This is a genomic window from Roseovarius sp. MBR-78, assembly GCF_040547535.1.
GTDB lineage: Bacteria > Pseudomonadota > Alphaproteobacteria > Rhodobacterales > Rhodobacteraceae > Roseovarius.
Genome location: NZ_JBEPPX010000021.1, coordinates 15,949 through 42,096 on the forward strand (window position 1 = coordinate 15,949; position 26,148 = coordinate 42,096).

Sequence of the window (26,148 nt, forward strand, 5' to 3'; positions counted from 1 at the left end):
CCGCCCTACACCTGCCTTTGAAACTGGTGCATAAGCGCGCGAGAGACGATTCAGATCATCACGAGGACCAGCCCCATGCACGATATCCGCGCCATCCGCGACACCCCGGAGGCCTTTGATGCGGCGATGGCCCGGCGCGGCCTTGCGCCGGTCGCGGCCGAGATCCTCGTGCTTGACGAGGCACGCCGCGCGCGCATCCATGCCGCCGAGAGCGCGCAGGCCGAGCAGAACCGCGCCTCCAAGGAGGTCGGTGCCGCCAAGGCGCGCGGCGACGAGGCCGAATTCGAGCGCCTGCGCGCGCTGGTCACCGAGAAGAAGGCCGAAGTGGCCGCGATGCAATCGCAGGCGCGCGATCTCGACGCGCAACTGACCGAGCGGCTGATGGGCCTGCCCAACCTGCCGCATGATGACGTGCCCGACGGCGCCGATGAGGCCGACAACGTCGAATTGCACCGCTGGGGCACGCCCGCCACGTTCGATTTCACGCCGAGAGAGCATTACGACCTGCCCGCCGTCACCGCCGGCATGGATTTCGAGGCCGCGGCCAAGCTTTCGGGCAGCCGCTTCGTGGTGCTCTCGGGCGCGGTGGCGCGGCTCCACCGGGCGCTGGCGCAATTCATGCTCGACACGCATATCACCGAGAACGACCTGACCGAGACCTGGACGCCCGTCCTTGTGCGCCCCGAGATGATGCAGGGCACCGGGCAATTGCCGAAATTCGGCGAGGACAGCTATGAGACCACCAATGGCTGGTGGCTGGTGCCCACCGCCGAGGTGACGCTCACCAATCTCGTGCATGGCGAGACGGTGGACGAGGCCAGCCTGCCGCGCCGCATGGTCGCCCATACCCAGTGTTTCCGCTCCGAGGCCGGATCGGCGGGGCGCGACACTGCCGGGATGCTGCGCCAGCACCAGTTCGAGAAGGTCGAGATGGTCTCGATCACCCACCCCGATCACAGCCGCGCCGAGCTCGACCGCATGACCGCCTGCGCCGAAGGCATCCTGAAGCGCCTCGGCCTGCCCTACCGCACCATCGTGCTCTGCACCGGCGACATGGGGTTCGGCGCGCGGCGCACCCATGATATCGAGGTCTGGCTGCCGGGGCAGAACACCTATCGCGAAATCTCGTCGGTCTCGGTCTGCGATGATTTCCAGGCGCGGCGCATGAACGCCCGCTTTCGCCCCGCCAGCGGCGGAAAGCCCGAATTCCTGCACACGCTCAACGGCTCGGGGCTGGCGGTGGGGCGCTGCCTGATCGCGGTGCTGGAAAACGGGCAACAGGCGGATGGCGCGGTGCGCCTGCCCGAGGCGCTCACCCCCTATCTTGGCGGCAAGACCGTGCTCACCCCCGACGGCACGCTCGCCTGAGCGTCATCTTGCCGAAAATATCCTCAGGGGGGCAGACAGCCCCCCTCCCTATTCCGCCGCCGCGCGCGGGCTGAACCGCGTGCAAAGCTGGCCGATCTCGAACGGCGCGAGGCTTTGCGCCACGCAGGCGCAATAGCCGCCACCGCCGCGCCCCTCGTAATGGTCGCAATTGCCGCAGGTGCCCACCTGCGCCGCGCCCCGCGCGCCCGCGATCTGCGCCGACAGATCGGGCAATATCCGCGCCAGCGCCGCGCGGTCCGCCTCGGGTAGATGCGCGATCGCCGCCATCAGGTGGCGCAGCGGATCGGCCTCCAGCATCGCGCGCCCCGCCTGCGTCACCTCGAATCGCACGCTGCGCCCGTCGCTCTCGGAGCGGCGGCGCTCCAAGAGGCCGCGCGCCTCCAGCGTCTTGATGGTCTGCGAGGCCGTGCCGCGCGTCGTCGCCTGGAAACTGGCGAATGCCGAGGGCGTGCGCGAGGCCCGGATCGCGCGCGCGAAAAAGCGCAGCGCCGTCCATTGCGCATCCGTGAGCCGCGCGGGCGCGCCATCGTCGCCACGCGCCGAGCGCCCGACATGCACGAGCAGTTCGGCCAGCGTGCCGGGGGCGGCCTGGGGATTTGCGGGATCGCTCATGCGATAGTAATAGCGAGTCGATATCGGTTTGACCAGAGCCGCGCAACCATATAGTTTCGAGTCGAAATCATATCGCGGCACGATACCGGACCCGACCCATGAACAAGCCCCATTTTCCTGCGCGCGCGCCCGCGCGATCCAACCGCCCCGCACTTCTGGGGGCCGAGGAAGAGGTGCTGCTGGCCCGCGCCTGGCGCGAGCGGGGCGACGTGGCGGCGCGCAACCGGCTGGTCACGGCGTTTGCCCCGCTGGTGCAGGCGATGGTGGCGCGCTTTACCAAGGCCCGCGCGCAGGATGATCCCGACCTGATGCAACAGGCCTATATCGGCCTGATGCGCGCCGCCGACGGGTTCGACCCGGATCGCGGCATCCGGTTTTCGACCTATGCCGCCTGGTGGATTCGCGCCGAATTGCAGGATTACCGGCTGCTCAACTGGTCGCTGGTGCGGCGCGGGCGGTCGGCCAAGGCGCGGGTCGCGTTCTTCCGGCTGGGCCAAATCGAGAACGCCCTGCCGCAGCGCCCCGGCGAAGACCCCGCCGCGCGCGAGGCGCGTCTTGCCACCGCACTCGGGGTCGATGCGCACTCGCTGGCCCAGATGCGGCAGCAATTCGGCCAGTCCGACGCCTCGCTGCACGCGGCGGTGGGCGAGGACGGGGCCGAGGCGATGGACCTGCTCCCCGACCCGGACTGCGACACCGAGGCCGAGATTGCCCGGCGTCACGACCGCGCGCGGCTGCGCGCCGCCATGATCGACCATTTCCACGCCCTGCCCACGCGCGAGCGCCATATCGTGGTGTCCAACGTGCTGGCCGATCCGCCGCTCACGCTTCAGGAGCTTGGCGCGCTGCACGGTGTCTCGCGTGAGCGGGTGCGGCAATTGCGCGACCGCGGGCTGGAGCGGCTCCGCGCGGCCATGGGCGACGGCGTGCGCGAGGCGCTTTCGGGGATGTAGCTGGCGGCGCGATACGCAAGCTGATGCTGCCGCGCCGCTGCCCTGCCCCCCCGCGCCTGCTTGTTGCCGCGCGGCGCACGCGTTAGACAGGCTTCACAGGCAGGCAGCAAACCGGGCGGGGCATCATGCGCATTCTCATCACCAATGACGACGGCATCAACGCGCCGGGGCTGGCGGTGCTGGAGGGCATCGCCACCGCGCTTGCCGGCGACGCGGGCGAGGTCTGGACCGTGGCACCCGCGTTCGAGCAATCGGGCGTCGGCCACTGCATTTCCTACACCCGGCCCATGATGATCAGCCAGATGGCCGAGCGCCGCTTTGCCGCCGAGGGCAGCCCCGCCGATTGCGTACTGGCAGGGCTGCACGACGTGATGAAGGACGCGCCCCCCGATCTGGTGCTCTCGGGCGTCAACCGGGGCAACAACGCGGCTGAAAACGCGGTCTATTCCGGCACCGTGGGCGCCGCGATGGAGGCCGCGTTGCAGGGCGTGCCGGCGGTGGCGCTGAGCCAGTATTACGGCCCCGAGAACCGCGACCTGCCCGACACGTTCGAGGCGGCGCGCGTGCACGGCCTGCCCACGCTGCAACGCCTTCTGGACAAGGGCGTATGGACGCGCGACGATTACGGCATCTTCTACAACATCAACTTTCCCCCCGTCCCGGCCGCAGAGGTCAAGGGTATCCGCGCCGCGCCACAGGGCTTTCGCCGCGACATGGGCTTTGGCGTAGAGCCCCATCTCGCGCCCTCGGGGCGGCGGTTTCTCTGGGTCACCGGCGCGCCGCAGAACATGCCCACCAGCCCCGGCTCGGACGCGGATGTGAACCTTCAGGGCTATATCTCGGTCACGCCGATGCGTGCGGACCTCACCGCGCATGACGCGCTGGAGGCACTCAGGGCGATCGAATGAGCGACGGGGCCGATCATATCGCCGAACGCAAGATGCAGTTCCTGTTTGCGCTCCGCTCGCGCGGGGTGACGGATGCGCGCGTGCTGACGGCAATGGAGCGGATCGACCGCGGCCCCTTCGTGCGCGGCTATTTCGCGGAACGCGCCTATGAGGACATGCCGCTGCCCATCGCCTGCGGCCAGACCATCAGCCAGCCCTCGGTGGTGGGGCTGATGACGCAGGCGCTGCGGCTGACGGGCCGCGACAAGGTGCTGGAGGTGGGCACCGGCTCGGGCTATCAGGCCGCGATCCTGAGCCAGCTTGCCCGCCGCGTCTATACCGTGGACCGCCACCGCCAGCTTGTGCGCGAGGCCTCGGCGATCTTTGCCGCGCTCGATCTGACGAATATCGTCTGCCTCACCGCCGATGGCAGCTTTGGCCTGCCCGAGCAGGCCCCGTTCGACCGTATTCTGGTCACCGCCGCCGCCGAAGACCCGCCCGGCCCGCTCTTGGCGCAGCTTCGCATCGGCGGTATCATGGTGCTGCCCGTGGGCCAGTCGGACGCGGTGCAGCAACTCATCCGCGTGACCCGGCACGAGACCGGGTATGATTATGACGAGCTGCGCCCGGTGCGCTTCGTGCCGCTGGTCGAGGGGCTGGGGCGCGATGGCTGAGGCAGGCACCGGCGAGCAACAAGGGATAGTGACATGAGTATTGAAACGCGACGTTTTCCACGCGGGGTCACGGTTGGGATTGGCATGGCGCTTGCCCTCGCCGGGTGCAGCGCACCGCTCGATATCGACATGCGCGGCGGTTTCGGCAACGCGCCCAGCACCGCCGAGGCGGCGCGCACCGCCACCGCCGCACGCCCCGCACCCGATGCGCGCGGCATCATCTCCTATCCCGGCTACCAGGTCGCGGTGGCCCAGCGCGGCGACACGCTGGCGAAGCTTGCCACGCGGATCGGTGCCGATGCGCCCGAGCTTGCCCGCTATAACGGCATCCAGACCGGCGACATCCTGCGCGAGGGCGAGATCGTCGCCCTGCCCCGCCGCGTCGCCGAGCCCGAGGGCGGCCCGATCCGTCCCGACGCCGATATCGCGGCGCTCGCAGGCAGCGCCATCGAGCGCGCCGATGGCGACAAGATCCAGACCAGCCCCCTTGCCCCCGCCCCCGCCCCGAAGACCCCGAGCGCGGTAGAGCCCGTGCGCCATAAGGTTGCGCGCGGCGAGACCGCCTATTCCATCTCGCGGCTCTACAACGTGCCGGTGCGTAGCCTCGCCGATTGGAACGGGCTCGATTCGCGCTTTACCGTGCGCGAGGGGCAATTCCTGCTGATCCCCGTGCCCGCCACCGGGACGCGCCCCCAGGCCCGCACCGAAGAACGCGAGCAAGAGCAGCAACAGGCCGCGATCACCCCTCCCGGCGGCACCTCTCGCGCCCCCGAGCCGCCAAGCGCCGACCGCCCCCTGCCCGCGCCCGAGACCACCACGCCCGAGCCGGTGGCCGCGCCCGACCTGGGCCAGAGCCAGACCAAAACGCGCGAGGCGCGCCTTGCCCGGCCGCTCGACGGGGCGATCGTGCGCGATTATGCCAAGGGCCGCAATGACGGGATCGACATTTCAGGCGCACCCGGCGCGTCGGTGCGCGCCGCCGGGGCGGGCACCGTGGCGGCGGTGATCGAGGATAGCGACGGCCGCCCCATCGCCGTCATCCGCCACGAGGGCAACCTGCTCACGGTCTATTCCAACCTCGCGCAACTGACCGTCGAGAAGGGCGCGACCGTGGAACGCGGCCAGACCATCGGCAAGCTGCCCGCCTCGGGCAACCCGGCGCTGCATTTCGAGGTGCGCGACGGGATCGAAAGCCTCGATCCCAACCCGTTCCTCGGCAACTGAGGCGCGGGGCAGCCGCAAAGCCCCCTGTTGCCGGGTCGCCAAGCCGATCCGCCCTTGTCAGGCCGCGATGGCGGATCGGCAACAGCGCGGGGGCGTTCCGCAGAGTGGGCGGCGGCACAAACTCAGGCTGTGCCGCCGCCGGTCTGAGCAGCTACCCGGCGTCAGCCGATGGCCCCCCCGTCGGCCCGCGTCACCACCACGATGGACGAGCGCGGCAGCCGCCCCTCGCCATCGGGAAAGGGCGCGTCGGGGTGCTGGATGCCCACGAACATCGCGCGCCGGTCCGCCGACCACGCGAGCCCCGTCACCTCGCAGCCATTGGGCCCGGTCAGGAACCGCTCGATCCGCCCCGAGACCGGATCGCCCACCAGCATCTGGTTGTTGCCCATGCCCGCGAAATCGCCCTCGTTGCCGTCATCGCCATCGGTCTGGATCCACAAGAGGCCCGTGCTGTCAAAGGCCATCCCGTCGGGCGAGTTGAAGAGATTGCCCTCGTGGATATTGGCGCTGCCGGCATAGGCGTCGCCGTGCACGGTGGGATTGCCCGCCATCACGTAGAGGTCCCATGTGAACGCCTCGGCGGTGTGATCCTCGCCCGCAGGTCGCCAGCGCAGGATCTGGCCATAGTGGTTCTCGGCGCGCGGGTTCGGCCCGCCCACCGGCGTGGCGTCGCCGCCGGCATTGGGCTTGATGCCGCGGTTCTTGTTGTTGGTCAGCGCGCAATACCCCTCGGCGCGCAGCGGGTTTGTCGCTACCCATTCAGGCCGGTCCATCGTGGTGGCCCCCACGATGGAGGCCGCCTGCCGCGTCAGGATGCAGATTTCGGCAAGCGCCATGCCGGTCGTCTCGGGCGTGAGCGCAAGCCACCGCCCGGTGCCATCCTCATCGAACCGCGCCACGTAGAGCGTGCCCCGGTCGAGCAATCCGGACGTGTCGCCCCCCGGCGCATAGCTGCCCTCGGAGACGTATTTATAAAGAAACTCGCCGCGCTCGTCATCGCCCATATAGACCACGACGCGGCCATCGGGGGCGAGCACCAGTTCGGCATTCTCGTGCTTGAAGCGGCCAAGCGCGGTGCGTTTGACCGGCGTCGAGGACGCATCCGAAGGGTCGATTTCCACCACGTAACCCGCGCGGCGCGGCTCGGCGGGGTTTTGCGCGACATCGAACCGTGCATCGTATTTGTGATAATCATAGCCGCGCCCCTCGGCCCGGATGCCGTAGCGCGCGTAATCCTCTGGCAGCGCCGCGCCCGCGTCGGTGGTGCCGAAATAGCCGTTGAAATTTTCCTCGCAGGTCAGGTAGGTGCCCCAGGGCGTGCGCCCCGAGCCGCAATTGTTGAACGTGCCAAGCGCCTGCCGGCCGGTCGGATCGGCCTTGGTGCGCAGCAGCTCATGGCCCGCTGCCGGGCCGCTCAGCGTCATCGGGGTGAGGTGGGTGATGCGGCGGTTGACCGGGCTGTCCTTGACCACGTGCCAGCCCTGCGCCCCCTCGGCCACTTCCATCACGGTGACGCCTTGCAGCTTTTGTAGCTTGCGCACATCCTCAAGGCTCTCGGGCGTGCCATCGGCGCGCTGCGGCAGGTTCACGTCGCGGTTGACATATTCGTGGTTGACCGCGATCACCTGCCGGTCGCCCAGCAGGAAAAACTCCATCCCGTCATTATTCTCGCCGAAGACCCGGTCGGCATCGCCTTCTGCGCCGCCTGTGGCATTGTCGAAATCGGCCACGTCCGAAAACAGCCCATCGCCCCAGCGCACCAGCACCTGCCAGTCATAGCCCTCGGGCACATGAACGGTGGTGTCGGCCTGCGCCGCGATGGGGGTAAAGGCGAACCGCCCCTCGGCGCGCGCCGCGCCCGGCAGCGCCGCGCCCAGCCCCATCGCGGCTGCGCCCGAGCCGAAGGCCACCAGCCCCGAGAGAAAGCCGCGCCGCGACAGGGCGGCGGCGATCACCCGGTCGAAATCGGTCTCGTCGGGGCGCGGGTCGTGCAACTCGTCCCAGTCATCGGCGGAAAGGGTGAGGTCGTTGAAATCGGTCATGGCAGGCTCCTGTCGCTGGCACCGGATCAAGTTGGCCCAGCATCGGGTATGTATGTAACATCCGTTTGTCGCGGCACCAGCGGGCGACACGGTATCTTGCGCAACAAATGCAAAAAATACCGGCTGTTTGCGACATTTTATCCGCCGGATCGGGTTGACGCCCCCCGCCCCCGGACCTAATGTCGCCGCCACGCAGCATGAGGAGCAGGTGGCATGACCACGCGTGTAGGCATCGTAGGCAAATGGCGCACGGGCCGGTAACCGAAACACCCTTTCGGCCTCCCATGCGCCCCCGCGATGCGACCGGGGGCTTTTTTATGCGAAACCGCAATGACGTAGTAGACGGAGCACGAGGCACATGACACGTCAGATGACCGGAGCGAAAATGGTGGTCCAGGCCCTCAGGGATCAGGGCGTGGAGGTCGTATTCGGCTATCCGGGCGGCGCGGTGCTGCCGATCTATGACGAGATTTTCCAGCAAAACGACATTCGCCACATCCTTGTGCGCCATGAGCAGGGCGCGGTTCACGCCGCCGAGGGCTATGCCCGCTCCACCGGCAAGCCGGGCGTGGTGCTGGTGACCTCGGGGCCGGGGGCCACCAATGCCGTGACCGGCATCACCGATGCGCTGATGGATTCGATCCCGCTGGTGGTGCTGACGGGCCAGGTGCCCACCTTCATGATCGGCACCGACGCCTTTCAGGAGGCCGACACCGTGGGCATCACGCGCCCCTGCACCAAGCATAACTGGCTCGTGTCGGACACCAGGAACCTGTCGGACATCATCCACCAGGCGTTCCATGTCGCCACCTCGGGGCGTCCGGGACCGGTGCTGATCGACATACCCAAGGATGTGCAATTCGCCAGCGCCGAATATGTCGGACCGAAACAGGCGCGCACGCACCACTATCAGCCGCAGGTCAAGGGCGATATCGAGGGCATCACCGATCTTGTCGCGGCCATCGAGAAGGCCAAACGCCCGATTTTCTATACCGGCGGCGGCGTCATCAATTCCGGCCCCGCCGCCAGCCAGCTTTTGCGCGAACTGGTCGAGGCGACGGGGATTCCGATCACCTCCACCCTGATGGGCCTCGGGGCCTATCCCGCGAGCGGCAAGCATTGGCTCGGGATGCTCGGCATGCACGGGCTTTACGAGGCCAATATGGCGATGCATGGCTGCGACCTGATGATCAATATCGGCGCGCGTTTTGACGACCGGATCACCGGGCGGCTCGATGCGTTCAGCCCTGACAGCATCAAGGCCCATATCGACATCGACCCGTCGTCGATCAACAAGGTCATCAAGACCGATATCCCCATCGTCGGCGACATCGCCCATGTGCTCGAAGACCTGCTCAAGGTCTGGAAGGCGCGCGGGCGCAAGGTCAATGCCGAGGGAATCGCCAAATGGTGGGAGCGGATCGACGAGTGGCGCAAGGTCGATTGCCTGAAGTTCAAGCAATCCGGCCCGGTGATCCGACCGCAATACGCGCTGGAGCGGCTTGAGGCGCTGACCAAGGGGCATGATCGCTATATCTGCACCGAAGTGGGCCAGCACCAGATGTGGGCGGCGCAATATCTGGGTTTTGAGGACCCCAACCGCTGGATGACGTCGGGCGGGCTTGGCACCATGGGCTACGGCTTTCCGGCCTCGATCGGGGTGCAGATGGCCCACCCGGATGCACTGGTGATCAACGTGGCGGGCGAGGCGTCGTGGCTGATGAACATGCAGGAGATGGGCACGGCAATGCAATACCGCCTGCCGGTCAAGCAGTTCATCCTCAACAACGAGCGCCTCGGCATGGTGCGCCAATGGCAGGAATTGCTGCATGGCGAGCGGTATTCGTCCTCGTGGTCGGAATCGCTGCCCGATTTCGTGAAACTGGCCGAGGCGTTCGGGGCCAAGGGCATCCTGTGCCGCGACCCCGCCGATCTTGACGACGCAATCATGGAGATGCTGGCCCATGACGGGCCGGTGATCTTCGATTGCCTGGTGGAGAAACACGAAAACTGCTTCCCGATGATCCCCTCGGGCGAACCGCATAACAAGATGCTCTTGGGCGAGGCCAGCACCAAGGGCGCGATCAAGGCAGGCGGGGCGGTGTTGGTGTGATGGTGGGTTTCATCCACCACCCGCAAACGCCCGACAACACCAAGGAACATCGAATGCCCGCCCTGAAACTCAACAAAGTCGGCACCAAGGGCGCGATCAAGGCAGGCCAGGCGGTGCTGGCATGACGGCGGCGCAGGACATTCCCGGCAACCGGGCATTGCCCGAGACGACGGATTGCCGCGCGGACGCGCGGCTTGCCGTTTTCGATCACAGGCGCGGCTGGCAGTTGGCGATCCTCGGCGTTGCCGCAACGCTCGTGTTCGTCATTGCCTTCCAGGTCGCGGGGGTGATCGAGCTTTCGGGGTCGGGCGAGAGCGCGTTCACCATCGATTTCTACGTGTTCTGGGCGGCGGCGAAACTGGCGTTGCAGGGCCTGCCCTTCGACGCGTTCGACGTGGCGCGGCTTCAGCAGGCAGCCGGCAACGTCGATCCCGACTGGATGCCCTGGGCCTATCCGCCCGGCTTCATGATGGCGCTCATGCCGCTTGGGCTACTGCCTTTCTGGGCCGCGTGGTTCGTATTCGATGCGATCGGGCTTGTTGCATTCGCGCTTGCTGTCCGCCGCTTTGTCGCGGGCCGGCCCCAGGTTCTGCTTGCCGTGGCGCTGGCACCGGCGGTAATGCCAAGTCTCATCGTCGGACAGACCACCATGTTGTGGATGGCCGGGCTGATCGCGGCGCTGGCGGCCCTGCGGGCGGATCGCCCGATCCTGGCCGGTATCTGCATCGGGTGCCTGACGCTGAAGCCACAACTGGGGGTGCTGTTGCCGGTGATGCTCGTGGCCTGCGGGGCGTGGCGGGCAATCCTGTCGGCCGTGCTCACCACCGCGGTGTTGGCGGCGGTGCCGACAGGGCTGTTCGGGATCGGCTACTGGCCCCGAATGCTGGATATGATGCGCCTTCACGGCGATATGGTGCGCGCGAACATCGCGGGAATGGATCTCATGGTAAGCCCCTATTCCGCGATGGTCGGGGCTGGTGTCGGCGAGCCGCTGGCGCTGGCGCTTCAGTGGAGCGTCACAGCGGCCTGCGCCCTCATCGTCTTTCTCAGTTGGCGCAGCCGGACGGCATCGCCCGACCTGCGCGCCGCGATTCTCTTTGCGGTGATCCCGCTCGCCTCGCCGTATCTGTGGTTCTACGAATCCGCGTTTCTGGTGCCGGCGGCGCTGTTCATGTGGCGGGCCGGGGTTTTGGTCGCAAAACCCGGCGCGGCGGCCCTTGGCCTGGCGATGTGGCTCGGCCTCGCCCCACCGTTTCTTGCCATGCTGAGCACCGGTGCGGGCATAGAGGTCTTTCGCTTCGTCTTTGTTCCCGTCAACATTGTCGCGTTGCTTGCCTGCCTGCGCCATGCCATGCGCAAACCAGACCCGATCAGCCCCCAAACCCTCTGAAACCACAACACAGGATCGCGCTCATGTCCGCCCTGAAAATCAAGAAAGGCTCGTCCAAGCATTCGGCCTATAACCTGCGGCCGCAATTCTCGGATGTGCAGGAGACCCATACGCTCGCCGTGATCGTCGATAACGAGCCCGGCGTTTTGGCGCGGGTGATCGGCCTTTTCTCGGGCCGGGGCTACAATATCGACAGCCTCACCGTGGCCGAGGTGGACCATACCGGCCACACCAGCCGCATCACCATCGTCACCACCGGCACACCGCAGGTGATCGAGCAGATCAAGGCGCAGCTTGGCCGCATCGTGCCGGTGCACGAGGTGCATGACCTCACCGTGGAAGGACCAGCGGTCGAGCGCGAACTGGCGCTGTTGAAGGTCGAGGGCGAGGGCGACAAGCGCGTGGAGGCGCTGCGGCTGGCGGATATCTTCCGCGCCAAGGTGGTCGACAGCACGCTCAAGAGCTTTGTCTTCGAGATCACCGGCGCGCCCGAAAAGATCGACGCGTTCGCCGAGTTGATGCGCCCGCTGGGCCTTGTCGACATGGCGCGCACCGGCGTGGCGGCAATGTCGCGCGGAGTCTGAGCGCAGGGCGCGTGGTCCATACCTGACGCAGACGGCCCGATCTGGCACGGGGGGCGCGCGCCCCCTTTCAGTTGAATTTCCCGGCCAGCGCCACCCGCACCGGGGGCGTGACGAAACGCGTCACATCGCCGCCGAGCCGCGCGATTTCCTTGACCAGTTTCGACGCGATCGCCTGGTGGCCGGCATCGGCCATGAGAAACACCGTCTCCACCGTGTTGTCGAGCGCGCGATTCATGCCGACCATCTGGAATTCGTATTCGAAATCCGCCACCGCGCGCAGCCCGCGCACGATGATCTGCGCGCCCACGTCATGGGCGCAATGGATGAGCAGGTTGTCGAACGGGTGGGCGACGATCTCGGTGCCGGTCTCCTCGGTGAGCGCCACGCATTCCGCCTCGATCATCGCCACGCGCTCCTTCAGCGAGAAAAGCGGCCCCTTGTCGCGGTTGATCGCCACGCCGATCACGAGGCGATCAACCAGCACGGCGGCGCGGCGGATGATGTCGATATGGCCCAGCGTGATCGGGTCGAACGTGCCGGGATAAAGGGCGATGCGCATCGGGCCACTCCGTTGTTGCAATGCCGCGCCACGCAACAATATTGCGCGCGCGGATGCAAGCCCCCTCGGGGAGCGGTGAGATGGGGGCGGCACCTGTCTTGGCCAGGTGACCCTTCCCCTTACAGGGCTTTTCCCCTGCAAGCCGCCATTTTCGAGAAATCGGACATTGGAATATGGACGGTAATTTACTGCAAAACAGGCGATCACGCCATAGATGCTCCATGGCGCACCCGCGACAGCGCCCCTTTGCCCACATCGTCCCTTGCAAAACTGTTGCAAGGATTTGTAATTTAACATGCGTTCAATTCACCCGATCCAAGCCGTCACAGGAGCCGCCCATGGATTTCGCCCTGACCGAGGAACAAACCGCCATTTTCGACATGGCCCATGCCTTCGGGCAGGACCGGATCGCGCCCCATGCCCGCGACTGGGAGGCGGCGGGCACGATCCCGAAAGAGCTATGGCCCGAGATCGCGGCGCTTGGCTTTGGCGGGCTTTACGTGAGCGAGGAGGCAGGCGGGTCTGGCCTCACGCGGCTCGATGCGACGCTGGTATTCGAGGCGCTGTCGATGGCCTGCCCGGCGGTGGCGGCGTTTCTGTCGATCCACAACATGTGCGCCAAGATGATCGACAAATTCGCCAGCGACGAGATGAAGGCGCGCGTTCTGCCGCGCGCGATGAGCATGGAAACGGTGCTCTCCTACTGCCTGACCGAGCCGGGATCGGGCTCGGACGCCGCCGCGCTGCGCACCCGCGCCGAGCGCACCAATGAGGGCTATACCCTCAACGGCAGCAAGGCGTTCATCTCGGGGGGCGGCTATTCGGATGCTTACGTGGTCATGGTGCGCACCGGCGGGGACGGACCCAAGGGCATCTCGACCGTCTATGTCGAGGATGGCGCACCGGGCCTCAGCTTTGGCGGGCTGGAGGACAAGATGGGCTGGAAGGCACAGCCGACGCGCCAAGTGCAGTTTGACAATTGCAACATTCCGGCCGCGAACCTGGTCGGAGAAGAGGGCAAGGGTTTCACTTATGCCATGAACGGGCTGGATGGCGGGCGGCTCAATATCTCCGCCTGTTCGCTGGGCGCCGCGCAGCAGGCCATCGACATGACCCTGCGCTACATGGCCGAGCGCAAGGCGTTCGGCAAATCCATCGACCAGTTCCAGGCGCTGCAATTCCGGCTGGCGGATATGGAGATCGAGCTTCAGGCGGCGCGCACCTTCCTGCGGCAGGCGGCGTGGAAGCTTGACAATGACGCGCCTGACGCCACCAAGTTCTGCGCGATGGCCAAGAAATTCGTGACCGAGGCGGGCAGTCGCATCGTCAACCAATGCCTGCAACTGCATGGCGGTTACGGCTATCTGGCCGATTACGGGATCGAGAAGCTGGTGCGCGACCTGCGCGTGCACGAAATTCTTGAGGGGACCAACGAGATCATGCGCCTCATTGTGGCGCGGCAGATGCTGGCAGACCAATGAGCGGCGATATCCATATCCGCAAGGAGGGGCGCGCGGGGCGGATCACGCTGACGCGGCCCCGCGCGCTCAATGCGCTGAGCTATGACATGGCGATGGCGATTGAGGCGGCGCTTGACGACTGGCGCGCGGATGAGGACGTGGCGCTGGTGGTGATCGACGCCGAGGGGGATCGCGCGTTCTGTGCAGGCGGCGATATCCAGCAGCTTTATGACACCGGTCGCGCGGGCGATTTCGCCTATGGGCGGCGGTTCTGGGCCGATGAATACCGGCTGAACGCCAAGATCGCCCGCTACCCCAAACCTTACGTGGCGCTGATGCAGGGCTTTGTCATGGGCGGCGGCGTCGGCGTGTCGTGCCACGGCTCGCACCGGGTGGTGTGCGAGAGCACGCAAATCGCCATGCCGGAATGTGGCATCGGGCTGGTGCCGGATGTGGGCGGGTCGCTTCTGCTGGCGCGCGCGCCGGGGCGGATGGGCGAATATCTTGGCACCACGGCCACACGCATGGGGCCGGATGATTCCATTTATTGTGGCTTTTCCGATTTTTACGTTCCACAGTTAAAGTGGTCTGACATGGGTGCCGCGCTGGTTGAGAGCGGCGATCCGGGCGTGATCGCGACCCATGCCGAGGCCCCGCCAGAGGGGGTGCTGCGCGCCCGGCAGGCTGAGGTAGACGCGCATTTCGGCGGCGAGGGCTTGCAGGATATCCTCAACGCGCTGCGCGCCACGGACAGCGATTTCGCGCGCGATACGCTCAAGGCGATGGCGCGCAATTCGCCGCTGTCGATGGCCTGCGCGGTCGAGATGGTGCACCGGCTGCGCGGCCCGTCGGCGGATATCGCGCGCGCCCTTGGCCTTGAATACCGCTTCACCTATCGTGCGATGGAGCAGGGCGATTTGCTGGAAGGGATTCGCGCCGCGATCATCGACAAGGACCGCAAACCGCAATGGAAACATGGGCTTGACAGCCTGCCGGGCGTGGCGGTGTCGCAGATGCTGCGGCCCTTGGGCAAGGATGCCCTGACACTCGAAACGGAGGAGACACAATGAAGATCGGATTTATCGGGCTGGGCAATATGGGCGCGCCGATGGCGGCCAATCTCGCCAAGGCCGGGCACGAGGTGGCAGGCTTTGATCTCGCCGCGCCGATGCCCGAGGGGGTAAGTGCCGCCGCGAGTGCCGCCGAGGCGGCCAAGGGCGCGGCGGTGGTCATCACCATGCTGCCCAATGGCGATATCCTGCGCCGCGTCGCCGCCGAGGTGATCCCGGCGATGGAGACGGGCGCGGTGCTGCTCGATTGCTCTACCGTCGATGTGCAATCGGCCCGCGATGTGGCGGCCGATGCTGTGGCGGCGGGGCTTTCGGCGCTCGATGCGCCAGTGTCGGGCGGCGTCGGCGGGGCGGCGGCGGGCACGCTCACCTTCATGGTGGGCGGTGACGAGGAGGGCTTCAAGATCGCCTCGGAGCTATTTGATATCATGGGGCAAAAGGCGGTTCACTGCGGCCCATCCGGCAACGGGCAAGCGGCCAAGATCTGCAACAACATGATCCTTGGCGTGACCATGATCGCCACTTGCGAGGCCTTTGCCCTTGCCGACAAGCTGGGGCTGGACCGGCAGGCGATGTTCGACGTGGTGAGCACCTCCTCGGGCTATAGCTGGTCGATGAACGCCTATTGCCCCGCGCCGGGCGTGGGGCCGAAATCGCCCGCCGATAACGGCTACACCCCCGGTTTCGCCGCCGACCTGATGCTCAAGGATCTGCGCCTGTCGCAACAGGCCGCAGAGGCGGCGGATGCCGATACGCCGATGGGCCGCGCGGCCTGCGATCTTTATGCGCAGTTCGTCGAGGGTGAGGACGGCAAGGGGCGCGACTTCTCGGCCATGCTGCCCCGGTTCGAGCGCCGCGGCCGCAGCTGATGGGCTGGCGGGCGCGCGCCACGGGGCTGCCGCCGATGGCGGCGGCGGCCTGCCGGACGCGCTCGTCCCCGCCCGCGCGCCCGAGGGTGCGGTGCTGGCAAAGTAGCGCCGCCCCTTTCCCTTGCCCTTGGCCGCGATATGTTGCACCACGGCACGAACACGACGGCACCGATAAACGACGCGATCTGAAGGACCGGGCGACATGGCGGACGGAACACTCGACATCAACGCGAAACCAACCGAAGAGATCGCCGTGCGCGAAACCTTTGGCATCGACACCGACATGATCGTGAAGGGCTTCGCCACCCGCACCGACCGTGTGCCCGAGTTCGATTCGACCTATAAATTCGATCCTGACACGACGCTGGCGATCCTTGCCGGGTTTTCCCATAACCGCCGCGTGATGATCCAGGGCTATCACGGCACCGGCAAATCCACCCATATCGAGCAGGTCGCGGCGCGGCTCAACTGGCCCTGCGTGCGCGTCAACCTCGACAGCCATATCAGCCGGATCGACCTCATCGGCAAGGACGCGATCAAGCTGCGCGACGGGGTGCAGGTGACCGAATTTCACGAGGGCATCCTGCCCTGGGCGCTGCGCAACCCCACCGCGATCGTGTTCGACGAATATGACGCGGGCCGCGCCGATGTGATGTTCGTGATCCAGCGCGTGCTGGAGGCCGATGGCAAGCTGACCCTGCTGGACCAGAACGAGGTGATCACGCCGAACCCCTATTTCCGCCTCTTTGCGACCGCCAACACGGTGGGCCTCGGCGACACCACGGGGCTTTATCACGGCACGCAGCAGATCAACCAGGGCCAGATGGACCGCTGGTCGCTGGTGGCCACGCTCAATTACCTCAGCCACGATGCCGAGGTGGCCATCGTGCTGTCGAAAAACCCGCTCTACAACACCGCCGAGGGACGCAAGACCGTGAGCCGCATGGTGACGGTGGCGGATCTCTCGCGCACCGCCTTCATGAATGGCGAGTTGTCCACCGTGATGAGCCCGCGCACCGTGATCGCCTGGGCGCAGAACGCCACTATTTTCCGCAACGTGGGCTATGCGTTCCGGCTCACCTTCCTCAACAAATGCGACGAGCTGGAGCGGCAGACCGTGGCCGAATTCTACCAGCGCTGTTTCGACGAGGAACTGCCGGAAAGTGCTGCGAATGTGAGCGTGCGGTGACGCGGGTGGCCCTGTCAGACCTCGGGCTTGGCCGCGTCTTCGAGCGCCTCTACCCGTCCATCGAGCGCGTATTGGTGCCCGGCCATCAGGGTCAGGATATGGGTCACGCCGTCGATGCGCGTGTTTACGTCTTCGAATTGCTCGCGCATTTCGTTGAACTGCTCGCGCATTTCGCTGCGCATCTCCTGCAACAGCTTGATGGTGTGGTTCTCAGGCGTGTCCGGCATCGGGCGTCTCCCTCACTCTCCAAGATAAGCGCCCGCGCCCATCATTGCAAACGCGCGGTTAATACTTCGCTAATCCCCACACTCACTGTCGCGATCCCATGACCAAACCCACCGACAACCCCGCCGATCCGTTCAAGAAGGCGCTGGCCAATGCCACCAAGGTGATGGCCGACGATTCTGACCTGTCGGTGAGCTACTCGGTCGACCCGGCTGGGCTCTCGGGCGATGCGATGCGCCTGCCGCAGGTCAGCCGCCGGATGACCCGCGAGGAGGTGCTGCTTGCGCGTGGCACGGCGGATGCGCTGGCGCTGCGGCACAGGTTCCACGATGACGCGCTGCACGCGCGTTATGCGCCGCCCGGCGACATGGCGCGCGACCTTTACGAGGCGATGGAGACGGCCCGCTGCGAGGCCGTGGGCGCGCGCGACATGCCCGGCACCGCCACCAATATCGATTCAAAGATTGCCGCCGATGCGCAGCGTCTCGGCTTCGAGCAGATCACAAATTCCGCCGATGCCCCCCTGCCCGCCGCCGCCGGATACCTGATCCGCCACCTCGCCACCGGCCGCGACATGCCGCCGGGCGCACAGAACGTGATGGATCTGTGGCGCGGCTTCATCGAGGAACAGGCAGGCGGAACGCTCGAGGCGCTGCAAGAGACGCTGGCCGATCAGGCGGCATTCGCCCGCTTTGCCCGGCGGATCATCGAGGATCTGGGCTATGGCGACCAGTTGGGCGACGACCCCGACCGCCCCGACGAGGACCAGGAGGACGAGGCCGAAGAGACCGGCGAGGAGGACGACCCCGACAGCCAAGGCGAGGATGACAGCGAGGGCGACGAGGCCGAGGCCGACCCCGAGCGCGCCCAGGACGACCAGCAAGACGCGCAACAGGCGCAGGTGAGCCTCGACGAGATGGCCGATCAGGAGATGGACGAGGAAGCCGAATTGCCCGAGGGCGAGGCCCCGCTCGATCCGCCGCCGCCGCCGCCCGCGTCGGAGGCCGATCCGGGCTACATGGTCTATGACGCCACCCATGACGAGGAAATCCGCGCCGAGGATCTGGCCGACCCGGTCGAGTTAGAGCGCCTGCGCGCCTATCTCGATCAGCAGTTGGAGCCACTCAAGGGCGCGGTGAGCCGCCTTGCCAACAAGCTGCAACGCCGCCTTCAGGCGCAGCAGAGCCGGTCGTGGGAATTCGATCTCGAAGAGGGTATTCTTGATGCGGGCCGCCTTGCGCGGGTGGTCGCCAACCCCACCACGCCGCTCAGCTTCAAGATTGAAAAGGATACCGAGTTCCGCGACACGGTGGTGACGCTTCTGCTCGATAATTCCGGCTCGATGCGCGGGCGGCCCATTTCCATCGCCGCGATCTGCGCCGATGTTCTGGCGCGCACGCTGGAGCGGTGTTCGGTCAAGGTGGAAATCCTCGGCTTTACCACCCGCGCCTGGAAGGGCGGCCAAAGCCGCGAGAAATGGCTGGCCGAGGGCCGCCCGCAACTGCCCGGCCGCCTCAACGATCTGCGCCACATCATCTACAAATCCGCCGATGCGCCGATGCGGCGCACGCGCGACAATCTTGGCCTGATGATGAAAGAGGGGCTGCTCAAGGAAAACATCGACGGCGAGGCGCTGGAATGGGCGCACAGGCGCACCGTGGCCCGCCGCGAGGCGCGCAAGATCCTGATGGTGATTTCCGATGGCGCGCCGGTCGATGACAGCACGCTGAGCGTGAACCCCGCGAATTACCTGGAGAAACACCTGCGCGACGTGATCGCCATGGTCGAGCGCCGCAAACAGGTGGAATTGCTCGCCATCGGCATCGGCCATGACGTGACGCGCTATTACGAGCGCGCGGTGACGATCACCGATGCCGATCAGCTTGCCGGCGCGATGACCGAACAACTAGCCGCGCTTTTCGACAGCGACCCGCGCGCGCGCGCCCGCGTCATGGGCATAAGGCGGGCGGGCTGAGCGTGCCCGCCACCCTCGACAGCCTCACGGGTCTCGCCGCCCTCCCCTTCGATCAGATCATCGACGTGCGCTCGCCCTCGGAGTTTGCCGAGGATCACATCCCCGGTGCCATCAGCCTACCCGTGCTCTCGGATGCCGAGCGCGCGCGCGTGGGCACGATCTATGTGCAAGAGGACCGCTTTCTTGCCCGCAAGATCGGCGCGGCGCTGGTCGCGCGCAACGCCGCCGCCCATCTCGAAGGGCCGCTGGCGGACCGCTCTGGCGGCTGGCGACCGCTGGTCTATTGCTGGCGCGGGGGGCAGCGGTCGGGCTCGTTTACCGTGATCCTGCAACAGGTCGGCTGGCGCGCGGACGTAATCGCGGGCGGCTATCGCAGCTATCGCCGCCTTGTGGTGCACGCGCTTTACGAGGCGGCCTTTCCGGCGCGCATCGTGCTGATCGACGGCGGCACCGGCACCGCCAAGACGCGGCTTCTGGCGCATCTGGCAGAGGCGGGCGCGCAGGTGATCGACCTTGAGGCCATGGCCGCGCATCGCGGCTCGCTCTTTGGCCTGGTGGGCCACGCACAGCCCGCGCAAAAGGGGTTCGAGAGCACGCTTGCCGCCGCGATGACCGCACTCGACCCTGCGCGCCCGGTCTTTGTCGAGGCCGAAAGCCCGCGCATCGGGCGCATCACCCTGCCGCCCGCGCTCGCCACCGCGATGAGGCACGCGCAAAGCACCCGCATCGACGCGCCGATGGCCGCGCGCGTGGGCCATATCCTCGCCGAATACGAAGACCTGATCGCCGACCCGGACCGGCTCGACGCGATCCTGTCGCGGCTGGTGCGCTATCACGGCCACGCGCAGGCCGACGCATGGCGCGCGCTTGCCGCATCGGGTGATTTCGCGCGGCTGGTGGAAGAGTTAATCCGCACCCATTACGATCCGCGCTACACACGCATGTCCCGCACCGGGACGGCGACAACGCTCGCCCTGCCCGACCTGAGCCATGTCACGCTGACTGCGACCGCGCGCCGCCTGATCGACCGGCACAGCTAGACTCACGCCGCCGCGCGCACCACCTGCCCCAGCGCCGCCTCGACCAATTCCGGCCCCGCGCCGGGGCGCGTGGCCCCTTCTGACAGCATCCGCCGCCAGCCGCGCGCGCCCGGACGGCCCGCAAAGAGGCCCAGCATGTGCCGCGTGACCTGATGCAGGCGACCACCCCCGGCAAGATGCGCCTCGATATAGGGCAGCATCGCGCGCACCGCGCCCTCGGGGGTGCTGTCGGGACCGGCCTCGCCGAAAATCACCCGGTCGGCGGCACACAGGATATCGGCGGGCTGATGATAGGCCGCGCGCCCCACCATCACCCCATCCAGCCCCGAGGCCAGCAGCGCCTCGGCCTCGTCAAGCGACGTGACCCCGCCATTGATCGAGATATGCAGATCGGGAAAGAGCGCCTTCATCCGCTGCACCAGGTCATACTCCAAGGGCGGAATATCGCGGTTTTCCTTGGGGCTGAGGCCATCGAGCCAGGCCTTGCGCGCATGGATGATGACGCGCCTCACCCCCGCCGCCGCGATCTTCTCAAGGAACGCGGGCAACTCATCTTCGGGGGTCTGATCATCCACGCCAATGCGGCATTTTACTGTCACCTCAACGGGTTGCGCGGCGATCATCGCGGCGCAACACTCGGCCACAAGCGCGGGCCGCGTCATCAGGATGGCCCCGATCATGCCCGATTGCACCCGGTCAGACGGGCAGCCGCAATTGAGGTTGATCTCCTGATACCCCGCCTCCGCCCCCATCCGCGCCGCCTGCGCCAATTCCGCCGGGTCTGATCCACCGAGCTGCAAGGCCACGGGGTGCTCCTCGGGGGAATGGTCAAGCAAATGCACCGCCCCACCCCGCACCAGCGCGGGCGCGGTGACCATCTCGGTATAGAGCAAGGTGTGTCGGCTGAGATGCCGGTGCAACGTGCGGCAATGGCGATCGGTCCAGTCCATCATCGGGGCTGCAGACAATCTAGCGTGTTGATTTAAGCTCATGTTATGTGCGTCTAACTGTTACCCTTCGGGCCACGCCATGCTGCACGATGCCCCGCCCAAGCGGACAGCCCCGCCTCGCTCAGGGGCTGGCACCGAACAGCTCATCCGTCTCCCGCGCCACCTTTGGCGACCCCATCAACCGATCTATAGCCGATATGTGCGAGGAAGGGAAATCGCCGCGTCGCGAACCAAGGCGACCTCGCATTGCTACATGCAGCGATCAACGCCGCACCCGAGCGCCATATGACATACATTCACACCAGCCTCGGGGCCTTGAGGCCGAACTAGACATCCGGTGTTTTAGCAAAACACCGGCACTATCGAGAACGGAACATGGCCGAAAAGTTCCAACTCAGCCTATCAAGTTTCAAAAATAGGGGAAAAGACATGGAAAATCAGTGTGTTGAAAAAGCGATGGTGCACCCAGTAGGATTCGAACCTACGACCTTCGCCTTCGGAGGGCGACACTCTATCCAGCTGAGCTATGGGTGCTCTCATGCGCAGTATAGCCGCCCGCGCCCTGCCCCGCAATCGCAAATTCAGCCGAAAAGCTCGTGGGCAAGCTCCAGCGCGTCAATGAGCGCGTCCACCTCGGCACGGGTGTTATACATCGCGAATGACGCCCGGCAGGTCGCCGTGACGCCAAGGTGATCCATCAGCGGCCCGGCGCAATGGTGGCCCGCGCGCACCGCCACGCCCTTCTTGTCGAGGATGGTCGAGATGTCATGCGCGTGCGCCGCGCCGTTCATGGTGAACGAAAAGATCGCCGCCTTGCCGTCGGCCGTGCCCTGAAGCCCGAGCCAGTTCAGCCCCGAAAGCCGCGCCATCGCATAGGTCGCGATATCGGCCTCATGCGCCGCGATCTTGTCCATGCCGACGCTCATCATGTATTCGAGCGCCACGCCGAGCCCGATGGTCTGCACGATGCCGGGCGTGCCGGCCTCGAATTTCATCGGCGGGTCGTTATAGCTCACCGCGTCCTTGCTGACCTCGCGGATCATGTCGCCGCCGCCCATGAAGGGGCGCATCTCGGCCATGCGTTCGCTCTTGGCAAAAATCGCACCCGAGCCGGAGGGGCCATAGAGCTTGTGGCCGGTGATAGCGTAGAAATCGCAGCCAAGATCATCCACGTTCACGGCCATATGCACCGCCGCCTGAGAGCCATCGACCAGCACCGGCACGCCCCTCTCGCGCGCCGCGTCGCAGATGGCTTTGACATCGACAACGGTGCCCAACACGTTGGAAAGATGGGTGATTGCCACCAGTTTGGTCTTTGGCCCGATGGCGTCGATCACCTTTTGCGGATCGAGCGCGCCGCGTGCATCCACATCCACCCATTTCAGCACCACGCCCTGCCGCTCGCGCAGGAAATGCCACGGGACAATGTTGGCGTGATGCTCCATCACCGACAGCACGATCTCGTCACCGGCCTGCATCCGCGGCATGGCCCAGCCATAGGCGACCATGTTGATGCCCTCGGTGGTGCCGGAATTGAGCACGATCTGCCGTTCATCCGCCACGCCGAGAAACCGCGCGATGATGCCGCGCACGGATTCGTACTTCTCGGTGGCGAGGTTCGAGAGGTAATGCAAGCCCCTGTGAACATTTGCATATTCATGGGCATAGGCGCGCGTGATCGCGTCGATCACCACCTGCGGCTTTTGCGCGCTCGCGCCATTGTCGAGATAGACCAGCGGCTTGCCGTTCACCTCGCGCGCAAGGATCGGAAAATCGGCGCGGATTTTGTCGATATCATACATTTCACACCCCTCAGACGGTCCCAAAGCCAACCAGCCTCAGCAGCAGGCTCAGGCCGAAAACCAGCGCGACGAAGGCGATGATGATCACGCCGGCCGCGCGCCACAGGCTGTCAAAGCCGTGCAATTCGGCCATGAAGGCCATCAGGATATACAGCCCCCAAAGCCCCGCCACGATCACCACGATCCCGGCAAGCGGAGGGGCGATGAGCGCCAGCACCAAAAGGCCCAACTGCACCATCAGGCGCAGCGCCTGCATCCAGGCCAGCAGCACCAGCATCCCGCCAACTGTGCCCACCCCGCCCAGCGCGCGCCCGGCATGGGTGAACACAAGCGCCGTCAGCGCCAGCGCGCCAAACAGGAAAATTGCGAATGTGAGCGGCGCATTGAAGGCCCCCGCCATCATGCCCATCATCGCCGGATCGGTCGGCGGGCTGAGCCGGAGCGACAGCGAATAGACCAGCGTGTTGAGCACCGCCATCGCCGCAAGCGCCAGCCAGCCCTCGCGCGCGGGCAGCCCCAGCGACAAAAGCCGCGCCGCCGCGCCGCGCGGCGCGACCAGCGTCTGCCGCACCAGCGACCAGAACCCTTCGGCTGTCATCATGCGCTCCATTCCGCCTCTCGCAGCCCGGATATCCAGAACCAGCCGAAAACACCACACCAGATCAGCCCGACCGCCTGCAATCCCGGCCCCGGTCCGATGAATCCCGCCACCAGCCCGTGCAGCAGGATCAGCGGGCTTGCCGCCAGGAACGCCCAGAACAGCGCCAGCCGCGCGCCATAGCCCGTGCCACTGCCCCCGATCAGGCGCGCGATGCCGTGAGTGACCAGCGCCAGCGCGTAAAGCAGCAAGGGCGCGATGAACACCCAGGCCAGCAGCGCACCGCCCAAAAGCGGGTTGAGCGCCTCGCCCGACAGATGCGCCTCGCGCGCCAGCCGCGGCCATTGCGCCACGAACACGACCACGCAGGCGGCAATCAGGATCGCAAGCGCCCGATCCTCGCGCACCCCCATCTTCAGCAGGCGCCGCACCACCCGGCGCGGCCCGCGATAGGTGGCGACGATGTCGCGCGTGACCGGCATCAGCCCTTGCGCCAGTCCAGCCAGGTTTCCACCTGCCCGTTGATCTCGTCGCGCAAGGCGTCATCCTCAATTTCCGCGACCGCCTCGGCGACAAAGGCCAGCGTCAGAAGGTCGGTCGCGATATCGCGCGGAATCCCGCGTGCGCGCAGATAGTAAAGCGCATCCTCGTCAATCGCGCCGGAGGTCGAGCCATGCGAGCAGGCCACGTCATCGGCGTAGATTTCCAGCTCCGGCTTGGCCAGGAACTCGCTGTCACCGTCGAGCAGCATCGCCTGGCTGATCTGGTAACCGTCGGTCTTCTGCGCCCCCGCCTTCACGAGGATCTTGCCCTGGAACACGCCCTTGGCCCCGTTGCTCAGCACCTTCTTGAACACCTGTCGGCTTTCGCAGCGCTCTGCGTCATGGGTGATGAACACGGTATCGTCCTGGTGATACTCGCCATCGCCCACCGCCGCGCCTGCGACATGCACGGTGGCATCATCGCCGGTCAGCGTCACCACGCATTCATTGCGCGTCAAGATCCCGTTGGCCGTCAGCGTAAAGCATTTGAACACGCTTTCGCGCCCCAGCCGGGCAAAGAGATTGGTAACCGCGCGCCGCTCGTGATCGCGCCCCTGCGCGCGCACCAGGTGCAGCCTGCCGGTATCGGCGATGTCGATTTCCATGCAATTGTTGAACCGCGCCGCCGCCGGCCCGTTTTCAAGGATCGTCGCCTCTGCCCCCGGCTCGACCCGCACCACATGATGCAGGAACACGTCCGAATCGGTCGCCTCATGGGTATAGATCAGGTTGATGGGCTTGCTCGGGCGGCCCGTCACCCGGATCGTCACACCGTCGCCCGCAAAGGCGGTATTGAGCGCGGCAAGCGGGCGCTCCACCGGCACCTGGCCTGCGGCCTCCAGCGTGCCATAGATATCCTCGGCCCAGTGATCGTTGGTGCAGCAGACATCCTCCAGCCGGTCGATCACGACCCCCTCAAGGGCCAGATCATCCGACAGGTGCGGCGCAAACAGCCCGTCCACGAACACGATCTTGAGCCGGTCAAAGCCGTCAAACACCGGGGCCTCGCCATCGTCGAACAGCGCCGCGTGCGGCGGCTCGGGCTGCACCAGCGTATCGGGGCGGGTGAATTTCCAGTATTCGTCGCGGCGATGCGGCAGGCCCATGGCGCGCAGCCGCGCCAGCGCCTCTTGGCGCGCCTCTGCGGTGCAGCCCACATCGGGCACCACCATCGTTGCCAGCCGCGTCTCGGTGGCCGATCGCTTGGTATCGTCCAGCGCCATCACGCCACCTCTGCCTTGAGATCGGCATAGCCGTTCTTCTCGACCTCTTGCGCCAGTTCCGGCCCGCCCGTCTTGATGATGCGCCCGTCGGACATGATATGCACCACGTCGGGCACGATATGATCCAGAAGCCGCTGATAATGCGTGATGACCAGAAATCCCCGGCCCGCATCGCGCAGCGCGTTGACGCCCTTCGCCACCAGCTTCATCGCGTCCACGTCAAGGCCCGAATCTGTCTCGTCGAGGATGCACATGCGCGGCTCCAGCATCGCCATTTGCAGGATCTCGTTGCGCTTCTTCTCGCCACCGGAAAAGCCCACATTGACCGGGCGCTTGAGCATGTCGGCGTCGATTTCCAGCGCGCGCGCCTTCTCGCGCACCAGCTTGAGGAAATCGGCGGCGCTGATCTCCTCCTCGCCGCGCGCCTTGCGCTGCGCGTTCAGCGCGGTGCGCAAAAAGGTCATGTTGCCCACGCCGGGGATTTCCACCGGGTATTGAAACGCGAGGAAAAGCCCCGCCGCCGCGCGTTCCTCGGTCTCCATGCCGAGCAGATCCTGCCCGCCAAGCGTGGCCGTGCCATCCGTCACGCGGTAGCCGTCGCGCCCCGAGAGCACATAGCTCAGCGTCGATTTGCCAGAGCCGTTCGGCCCCATGATCGCATGCACGCGACCCGGCTCGACGGTGAGGTTGACCCCCTTGAGGATGGTCTTGTCTTCTTCCTCAAGATCGACGTGCAGGTTCTTGATTTCCAGCATTGTTTTCCCTTTCAACATCCCTC

At 66.2% G+C, this 26,148-nt stretch carries 25 protein-coding genes and 1 tRNA gene; 15 read left to right on the forward strand and 11 right to left on the reverse strand.

Features of this window, described 5'->3' with window-relative positions; translation table 11 throughout:
* The first annotated feature begins 75 nt into the window (after positions 1 to 75).
* Complete coding sequence (gene serS / locus ABIE58_RS15245) at positions 76 to 1,368, forward strand: serine--tRNA ligase (RefSeq protein ID WP_354545564.1); 1,293 nt, start codon at positions 76 to 78, stop codon at positions 1,366 to 1,368.
* 48 nt (positions 1,369 to 1,416) lie between these two features.
* Here serS and ABIE58_RS15250 read toward each other — a convergent pair whose 3' ends face one another.
* Positions 1,417 to 2,001 carry a MarR family winged helix-turn-helix transcriptional regulator gene (locus ABIE58_RS15250; RefSeq protein ID WP_354545565.1) on the reverse strand — a complete coding sequence of 195 codons (585 nt, stop codon included), beginning with the start codon at positions 1,999 to 2,001 and terminating at the stop codon, positions 1,417 to 1,419.
* A gap of 98 nt (positions 2,002 to 2,099) precedes the next feature.
* Here ABIE58_RS15250 and ABIE58_RS15255 point away from each other — a divergent pair, with 98 nt between their 5' ends.
* From ABIE58_RS15255 to ABIE58_RS15270, 4 genes are all read left to right on the forward strand, one after another.
* On the forward strand, positions 2,100 to 2,954 hold the full coding sequence (locus tag ABIE58_RS15255) for a sigma-70 family RNA polymerase sigma factor (protein ID WP_354545566.1): 855 nt from the start codon (positions 2,100 to 2,102) through the stop codon (positions 2,952 to 2,954).
* A gap of 125 nt (positions 2,955 to 3,079) precedes the next feature.
* Positions 3,080 to 3,862: a 5'/3'-nucleotidase SurE gene (gene surE / locus ABIE58_RS15260; protein ID WP_354545567.1), complete on the forward strand. Its 783-nt coding sequence runs from the start codon at positions 3,080 to 3,082 to the stop codon at positions 3,860 to 3,862.
* Positions 3,859 to 4,515, forward strand: a complete 657-nt coding sequence (locus tag ABIE58_RS15265) for a protein-L-isoaspartate(D-aspartate) O-methyltransferase (RefSeq protein ID WP_354545568.1) — start codon at positions 3,859 to 3,861, stop codon at positions 4,513 to 4,515. The genes surE and ABIE58_RS15265 overlap by 4 nt, the downstream gene beginning before the upstream one ends.
* A gap of 33 nt (positions 4,516 to 4,548) precedes the next feature.
* Positions 4,549 to 5,739 (forward strand): peptidoglycan DD-metalloendopeptidase family protein, encoded by a 1,191-nt coding sequence (locus tag ABIE58_RS15270; protein WP_354545569.1) that lies wholly within the window; start codon positions 4,549 to 4,551, stop codon positions 5,737 to 5,739.
* Between the two features lie 161 nt (positions 5,740 to 5,900).
* Here the strand turns inward: ABIE58_RS15270 and ABIE58_RS15275 are convergent, their stop codons facing one another.
* A complete protein-coding gene (locus ABIE58_RS15275; protein WP_354545570.1) occupies positions 5,901 to 7,781 on the reverse strand; it encodes a PhoX family protein in 1,881 nt (626 codons plus the stop codon).
* Between the two features lie 358 nt (positions 7,782 to 8,139).
* On the opposite strand from ABIE58_RS15275, the gene ABIE58_RS15280 reads away from it, so the two are divergent.
* From ABIE58_RS15280 to ilvN, 4 genes are read left to right on the forward strand one after another with little or no spacing between them, the layout of a single operon-like run.
* On the forward strand, positions 8,140 to 9,894 hold the full coding sequence (locus tag ABIE58_RS15280; protein WP_354545571.1) for an acetolactate synthase 3 large subunit: 1,755 nt from the start codon (positions 8,140 to 8,142) through the stop codon (positions 9,892 to 9,894).
* On the forward strand, positions 9,894 to 10,019 hold the full coding sequence (locus ABIE58_RS15285) for a hypothetical protein (protein ID WP_354545572.1): 126 nt from the start codon (positions 9,894 to 9,896) through the stop codon (positions 10,017 to 10,019). The genes ABIE58_RS15280 and ABIE58_RS15285 overlap by 1 nt, the downstream gene beginning before the upstream one ends.
* A complete protein-coding gene (locus ABIE58_RS15290; protein ID WP_354545573.1) occupies positions 10,016 to 11,284 on the forward strand; it encodes a glycosyltransferase family 87 protein in 1,269 nt (422 codons plus the stop codon). The genes ABIE58_RS15285 and ABIE58_RS15290 overlap by 4 nt, the downstream gene beginning before the upstream one ends.
* Before the next feature lie 23 nt (positions 11,285 to 11,307).
* The gene (gene ilvN / locus ABIE58_RS15295; protein ID WP_354545574.1) at positions 11,308 to 11,868 is read left to right on the forward strand and encodes an acetolactate synthase small subunit; all 561 of its coding nucleotides are present in this window, start codon (positions 11,308 to 11,310) and stop codon (positions 11,866 to 11,868) included.
* A 67-nt stretch (positions 11,869 to 11,935) separates the two neighbouring features.
* Here ilvN and coaD read toward each other — a convergent pair whose 3' ends face one another.
* On the reverse strand, positions 11,936 to 12,427 hold the full coding sequence (gene coaD, locus ABIE58_RS15300; protein ID WP_354545575.1) for a pantetheine-phosphate adenylyltransferase: 492 nt from the start codon (positions 12,425 to 12,427) through the stop codon (positions 11,936 to 11,938).
* A 338-nt stretch (positions 12,428 to 12,765) separates the two neighbouring features.
* Between coaD and ABIE58_RS15305 the strand changes: the two genes are divergently transcribed.
* The 4 genes from ABIE58_RS15305 (at position 12,766) to cobS (ending at position 17,015) form a co-directional block, all read left to right on the forward strand.
* Positions 12,766 to 13,908, forward strand: coding sequence for an acyl-CoA dehydrogenase family protein (locus tag ABIE58_RS15305; RefSeq protein ID WP_354545576.1), 1,143 nt, complete (start codon positions 12,766 to 12,768; stop codon positions 13,906 to 13,908).
* On the forward strand, positions 13,905 to 14,957 hold the full coding sequence (locus ABIE58_RS15310; RefSeq protein ID WP_354545577.1) for a 3-hydroxyisobutyryl-CoA hydrolase: 1,053 nt from the start codon (positions 13,905 to 13,907) through the stop codon (positions 14,955 to 14,957). The genes ABIE58_RS15305 and ABIE58_RS15310 overlap by 4 nt, the downstream gene beginning before the upstream one ends.
* A complete protein-coding gene (mmsB, locus tag ABIE58_RS15315; protein ID WP_354545578.1) occupies positions 14,954 to 15,826 on the forward strand; it encodes a 3-hydroxyisobutyrate dehydrogenase in 873 nt (290 codons plus the stop codon). Before ABIE58_RS15310 ends, mmsB begins: the two co-directional genes overlap by 4 nt.
* 202 nt (positions 15,827 to 16,028) lie before the next feature.
* Positions 16,029 to 17,015, forward strand: a complete 987-nt coding sequence (cobS, locus tag ABIE58_RS15320; protein ID WP_354545579.1) for a cobaltochelatase subunit CobS — start codon at positions 16,029 to 16,031, stop codon at positions 17,013 to 17,015.
* Between the two features lie 14 nt (positions 17,016 to 17,029).
* Here the strand turns inward: cobS and ABIE58_RS15325 are convergent, their stop codons facing one another.
* Positions 17,030 to 17,242, reverse strand: coding sequence for a hypothetical protein (locus tag ABIE58_RS15325; protein WP_354545580.1), 213 nt, complete (start codon positions 17,240 to 17,242; stop codon positions 17,030 to 17,032).
* Positions 17,243 to 17,340: 98 nt separating this feature from the next.
* Here ABIE58_RS15325 and cobT point away from each other — a divergent pair, with 98 nt between their 5' ends.
* Both cobT and mnmH read left to right on the forward strand, forming a co-directional pair.
* Positions 17,341 to 19,215 carry a cobaltochelatase subunit CobT gene (cobT, locus tag ABIE58_RS15330; RefSeq protein WP_354545581.1) on the forward strand — a complete coding sequence of 625 codons (1,875 nt, stop codon included), beginning with the start codon at positions 17,341 to 17,343 and terminating at the stop codon, positions 19,213 to 19,215.
* A gap of 2 nt (positions 19,216 to 19,217) precedes the next feature.
* Positions 19,218 to 20,255 carry a tRNA 2-selenouridine(34) synthase MnmH gene (mnmH, locus tag ABIE58_RS15335; protein ID WP_354545582.1) on the forward strand — a complete coding sequence of 346 codons (1,038 nt, stop codon included), beginning with the start codon at positions 19,218 to 19,220 and terminating at the stop codon, positions 20,253 to 20,255.
* A gap of 2 nt (positions 20,256 to 20,257) precedes the next feature.
* On the opposite strand, the gene dusA is transcribed toward mnmH, so the two are convergent.
* The 7 genes from dusA to sufC all read right to left on the reverse strand — a co-directional run bounded on the left by dusA (position 20,258) and on the right by sufC (position 26,125).
* Entirely contained in the window at positions 20,258 to 21,247 is a 990-nt protein-coding gene (gene dusA, locus ABIE58_RS15340; protein WP_354545583.1) for a tRNA dihydrouridine(20/20a) synthase DusA, read from the reverse strand.
* A 415-nt stretch (positions 21,248 to 21,662) separates the two neighbouring features.
* Positions 21,663 to 21,739, reverse strand: a tRNA-Arg gene (locus tag ABIE58_RS15345).
* A gap of 47 nt (positions 21,740 to 21,786) precedes the next feature.
* Entirely contained in the window at positions 21,787 to 23,007 is a 1,221-nt protein-coding gene (locus ABIE58_RS15350) for a cysteine desulfurase (protein WP_354545584.1), read from the reverse strand.
* A gap of 10 nt (positions 23,008 to 23,017) precedes the next feature.
* Complete coding sequence (locus ABIE58_RS15355; RefSeq protein ID WP_354545585.1) at positions 23,018 to 23,605, reverse strand: Yip1 family protein; 588 nt, start codon at positions 23,603 to 23,605, stop codon at positions 23,018 to 23,020.
* On the reverse strand, positions 23,605 to 24,087 hold the full coding sequence (locus tag ABIE58_RS15360) for a YIP1 family protein (RefSeq protein ID WP_354545586.1): 483 nt from the start codon (positions 24,085 to 24,087) through the stop codon (positions 23,605 to 23,607). The genes ABIE58_RS15355 and ABIE58_RS15360 overlap by 1 nt, the downstream gene beginning before the upstream one ends.
* Positions 24,087 to 25,370, reverse strand: a complete 1,284-nt coding sequence (gene sufD / locus ABIE58_RS15365) for a Fe-S cluster assembly protein SufD (RefSeq protein WP_354545587.1) — start codon at positions 25,368 to 25,370, stop codon at positions 24,087 to 24,089. The genes ABIE58_RS15360 and sufD overlap by 1 nt, the downstream gene beginning before the upstream one ends.
* The gene (gene sufC, locus ABIE58_RS15370; protein WP_354545609.1) at positions 25,370 to 26,125 is read right to left on the reverse strand and encodes a Fe-S cluster assembly ATPase SufC; all 756 of its coding nucleotides are present in this window, start codon (positions 26,123 to 26,125) and stop codon (positions 25,370 to 25,372) included. The genes sufD and sufC overlap by 1 nt, the downstream gene beginning before the upstream one ends.
* Between the last annotated feature and the right edge of the window lie 23 nt (positions 26,126 to 26,148).

Excerpts from the sequence above, each read along its gene's own strand:
- serS (WP_354545564.1), top strand. The coding sequence starts at position 76 with ATGCACGATATCCGCGCCATCCGCGACACCCCGGAGGCCTTTGATGCG.
- ABIE58_RS15250 (WP_354545565.1), bottom strand. The coding sequence starts at position 2,001 with ATGAGCGATCCCGCAAATCCCCAGGCCGCCCCCGGCACGCTGGCCGAA.
- ABIE58_RS15255 (WP_354545566.1), top strand. The coding sequence starts at position 2,100 with ATGAACAAGCCCCATTTTCCTGCGCGCGCGCCCGCGCGATCCAACCGC.
- surE (WP_354545567.1), top strand. The coding sequence starts at position 3,080 with ATGCGCATTCTCATCACCAATGACGACGGCATCAACGCGCCGGGGCTG.
- ABIE58_RS15265 (WP_354545568.1), top strand. The coding sequence starts at position 3,859 with ATGAGCGACGGGGCCGATCATATCGCCGAACGCAAGATGCAGTTCCTG.
- ABIE58_RS15270 (WP_354545569.1), top strand. The coding sequence starts at position 4,549 with ATGAGTATTGAAACGCGACGTTTTCCACGCGGGGTCACGGTTGGGATT.
- ABIE58_RS15275 (WP_354545570.1), bottom strand. The coding sequence starts at position 7,781 with ATGACCGATTTCAACGACCTCACCCTTTCCGCCGATGACTGGGACGAG.
- ABIE58_RS15280 (WP_354545571.1), top strand. The coding sequence starts at position 8,140 with ATGACACGTCAGATGACCGGAGCGAAAATGGTGGTCCAGGCCCTCAGG.
- ABIE58_RS15285 (WP_354545572.1), top strand. The coding sequence starts at position 9,894 with ATGGTGGGTTTCATCCACCACCCGCAAACGCCCGACAACACCAAGGAA.
- ABIE58_RS15290 (WP_354545573.1), top strand. The coding sequence starts at position 10,016 with ATGACGGCGGCGCAGGACATTCCCGGCAACCGGGCATTGCCCGAGACG.
- ilvN (WP_354545574.1), top strand. The coding sequence starts at position 11,308 with ATGTCCGCCCTGAAAATCAAGAAAGGCTCGTCCAAGCATTCGGCCTAT.
- coaD (WP_354545575.1), bottom strand. The coding sequence starts at position 12,427 with ATGCGCATCGCCCTTTATCCCGGCACGTTCGACCCGATCACGCTGGGC.
- ABIE58_RS15305 (WP_354545576.1), top strand. The coding sequence starts at position 12,766 with ATGGATTTCGCCCTGACCGAGGAACAAACCGCCATTTTCGACATGGCC.
- ABIE58_RS15310 (WP_354545577.1), top strand. The coding sequence starts at position 13,905 with ATGAGCGGCGATATCCATATCCGCAAGGAGGGGCGCGCGGGGCGGATC.
- mmsB (WP_354545578.1), top strand. The coding sequence starts at position 14,954 with ATGAAGATCGGATTTATCGGGCTGGGCAATATGGGCGCGCCGATGGCG.
- cobS (WP_354545579.1), top strand. The coding sequence starts at position 16,029 with ATGGCGGACGGAACACTCGACATCAACGCGAAACCAACCGAAGAGATC.
- ABIE58_RS15325 (WP_354545580.1), bottom strand. The coding sequence starts at position 17,242 with ATGCCGGACACGCCTGAGAACCACACCATCAAGCTGTTGCAGGAGATG.
- cobT (WP_354545581.1), top strand. The coding sequence starts at position 17,341 with ATGACCAAACCCACCGACAACCCCGCCGATCCGTTCAAGAAGGCGCTG.
- dusA (WP_354545583.1), bottom strand. The coding sequence starts at position 21,247 with ATGAGCTTAAATCAACACGCTAGATTGTCTGCAGCCCCGATGATGGAC.
- ABIE58_RS15350 (WP_354545584.1), bottom strand. The coding sequence starts at position 23,007 with ATGTATGATATCGACAAAATCCGCGCCGATTTTCCGATCCTTGCGCGC.
- ABIE58_RS15355 (WP_354545585.1), bottom strand. The coding sequence starts at position 23,605 with ATGACAGCCGAAGGGTTCTGGTCGCTGGTGCGGCAGACGCTGGTCGCG.
- ABIE58_RS15360 (WP_354545586.1), bottom strand. The coding sequence starts at position 24,087 with ATGCCGGTCACGCGCGACATCGTCGCCACCTATCGCGGGCCGCGCCGG.
- sufD (WP_354545587.1), bottom strand. The coding sequence starts at position 25,370 with ATGGCGCTGGACGATACCAAGCGATCGGCCACCGAGACGCGGCTGGCA.
- sufC (WP_354545609.1), bottom strand. The coding sequence starts at position 26,125 with ATGCTGGAAATCAAGAACCTGCACGTCGATCTTGAGGAAGAAGACAAG.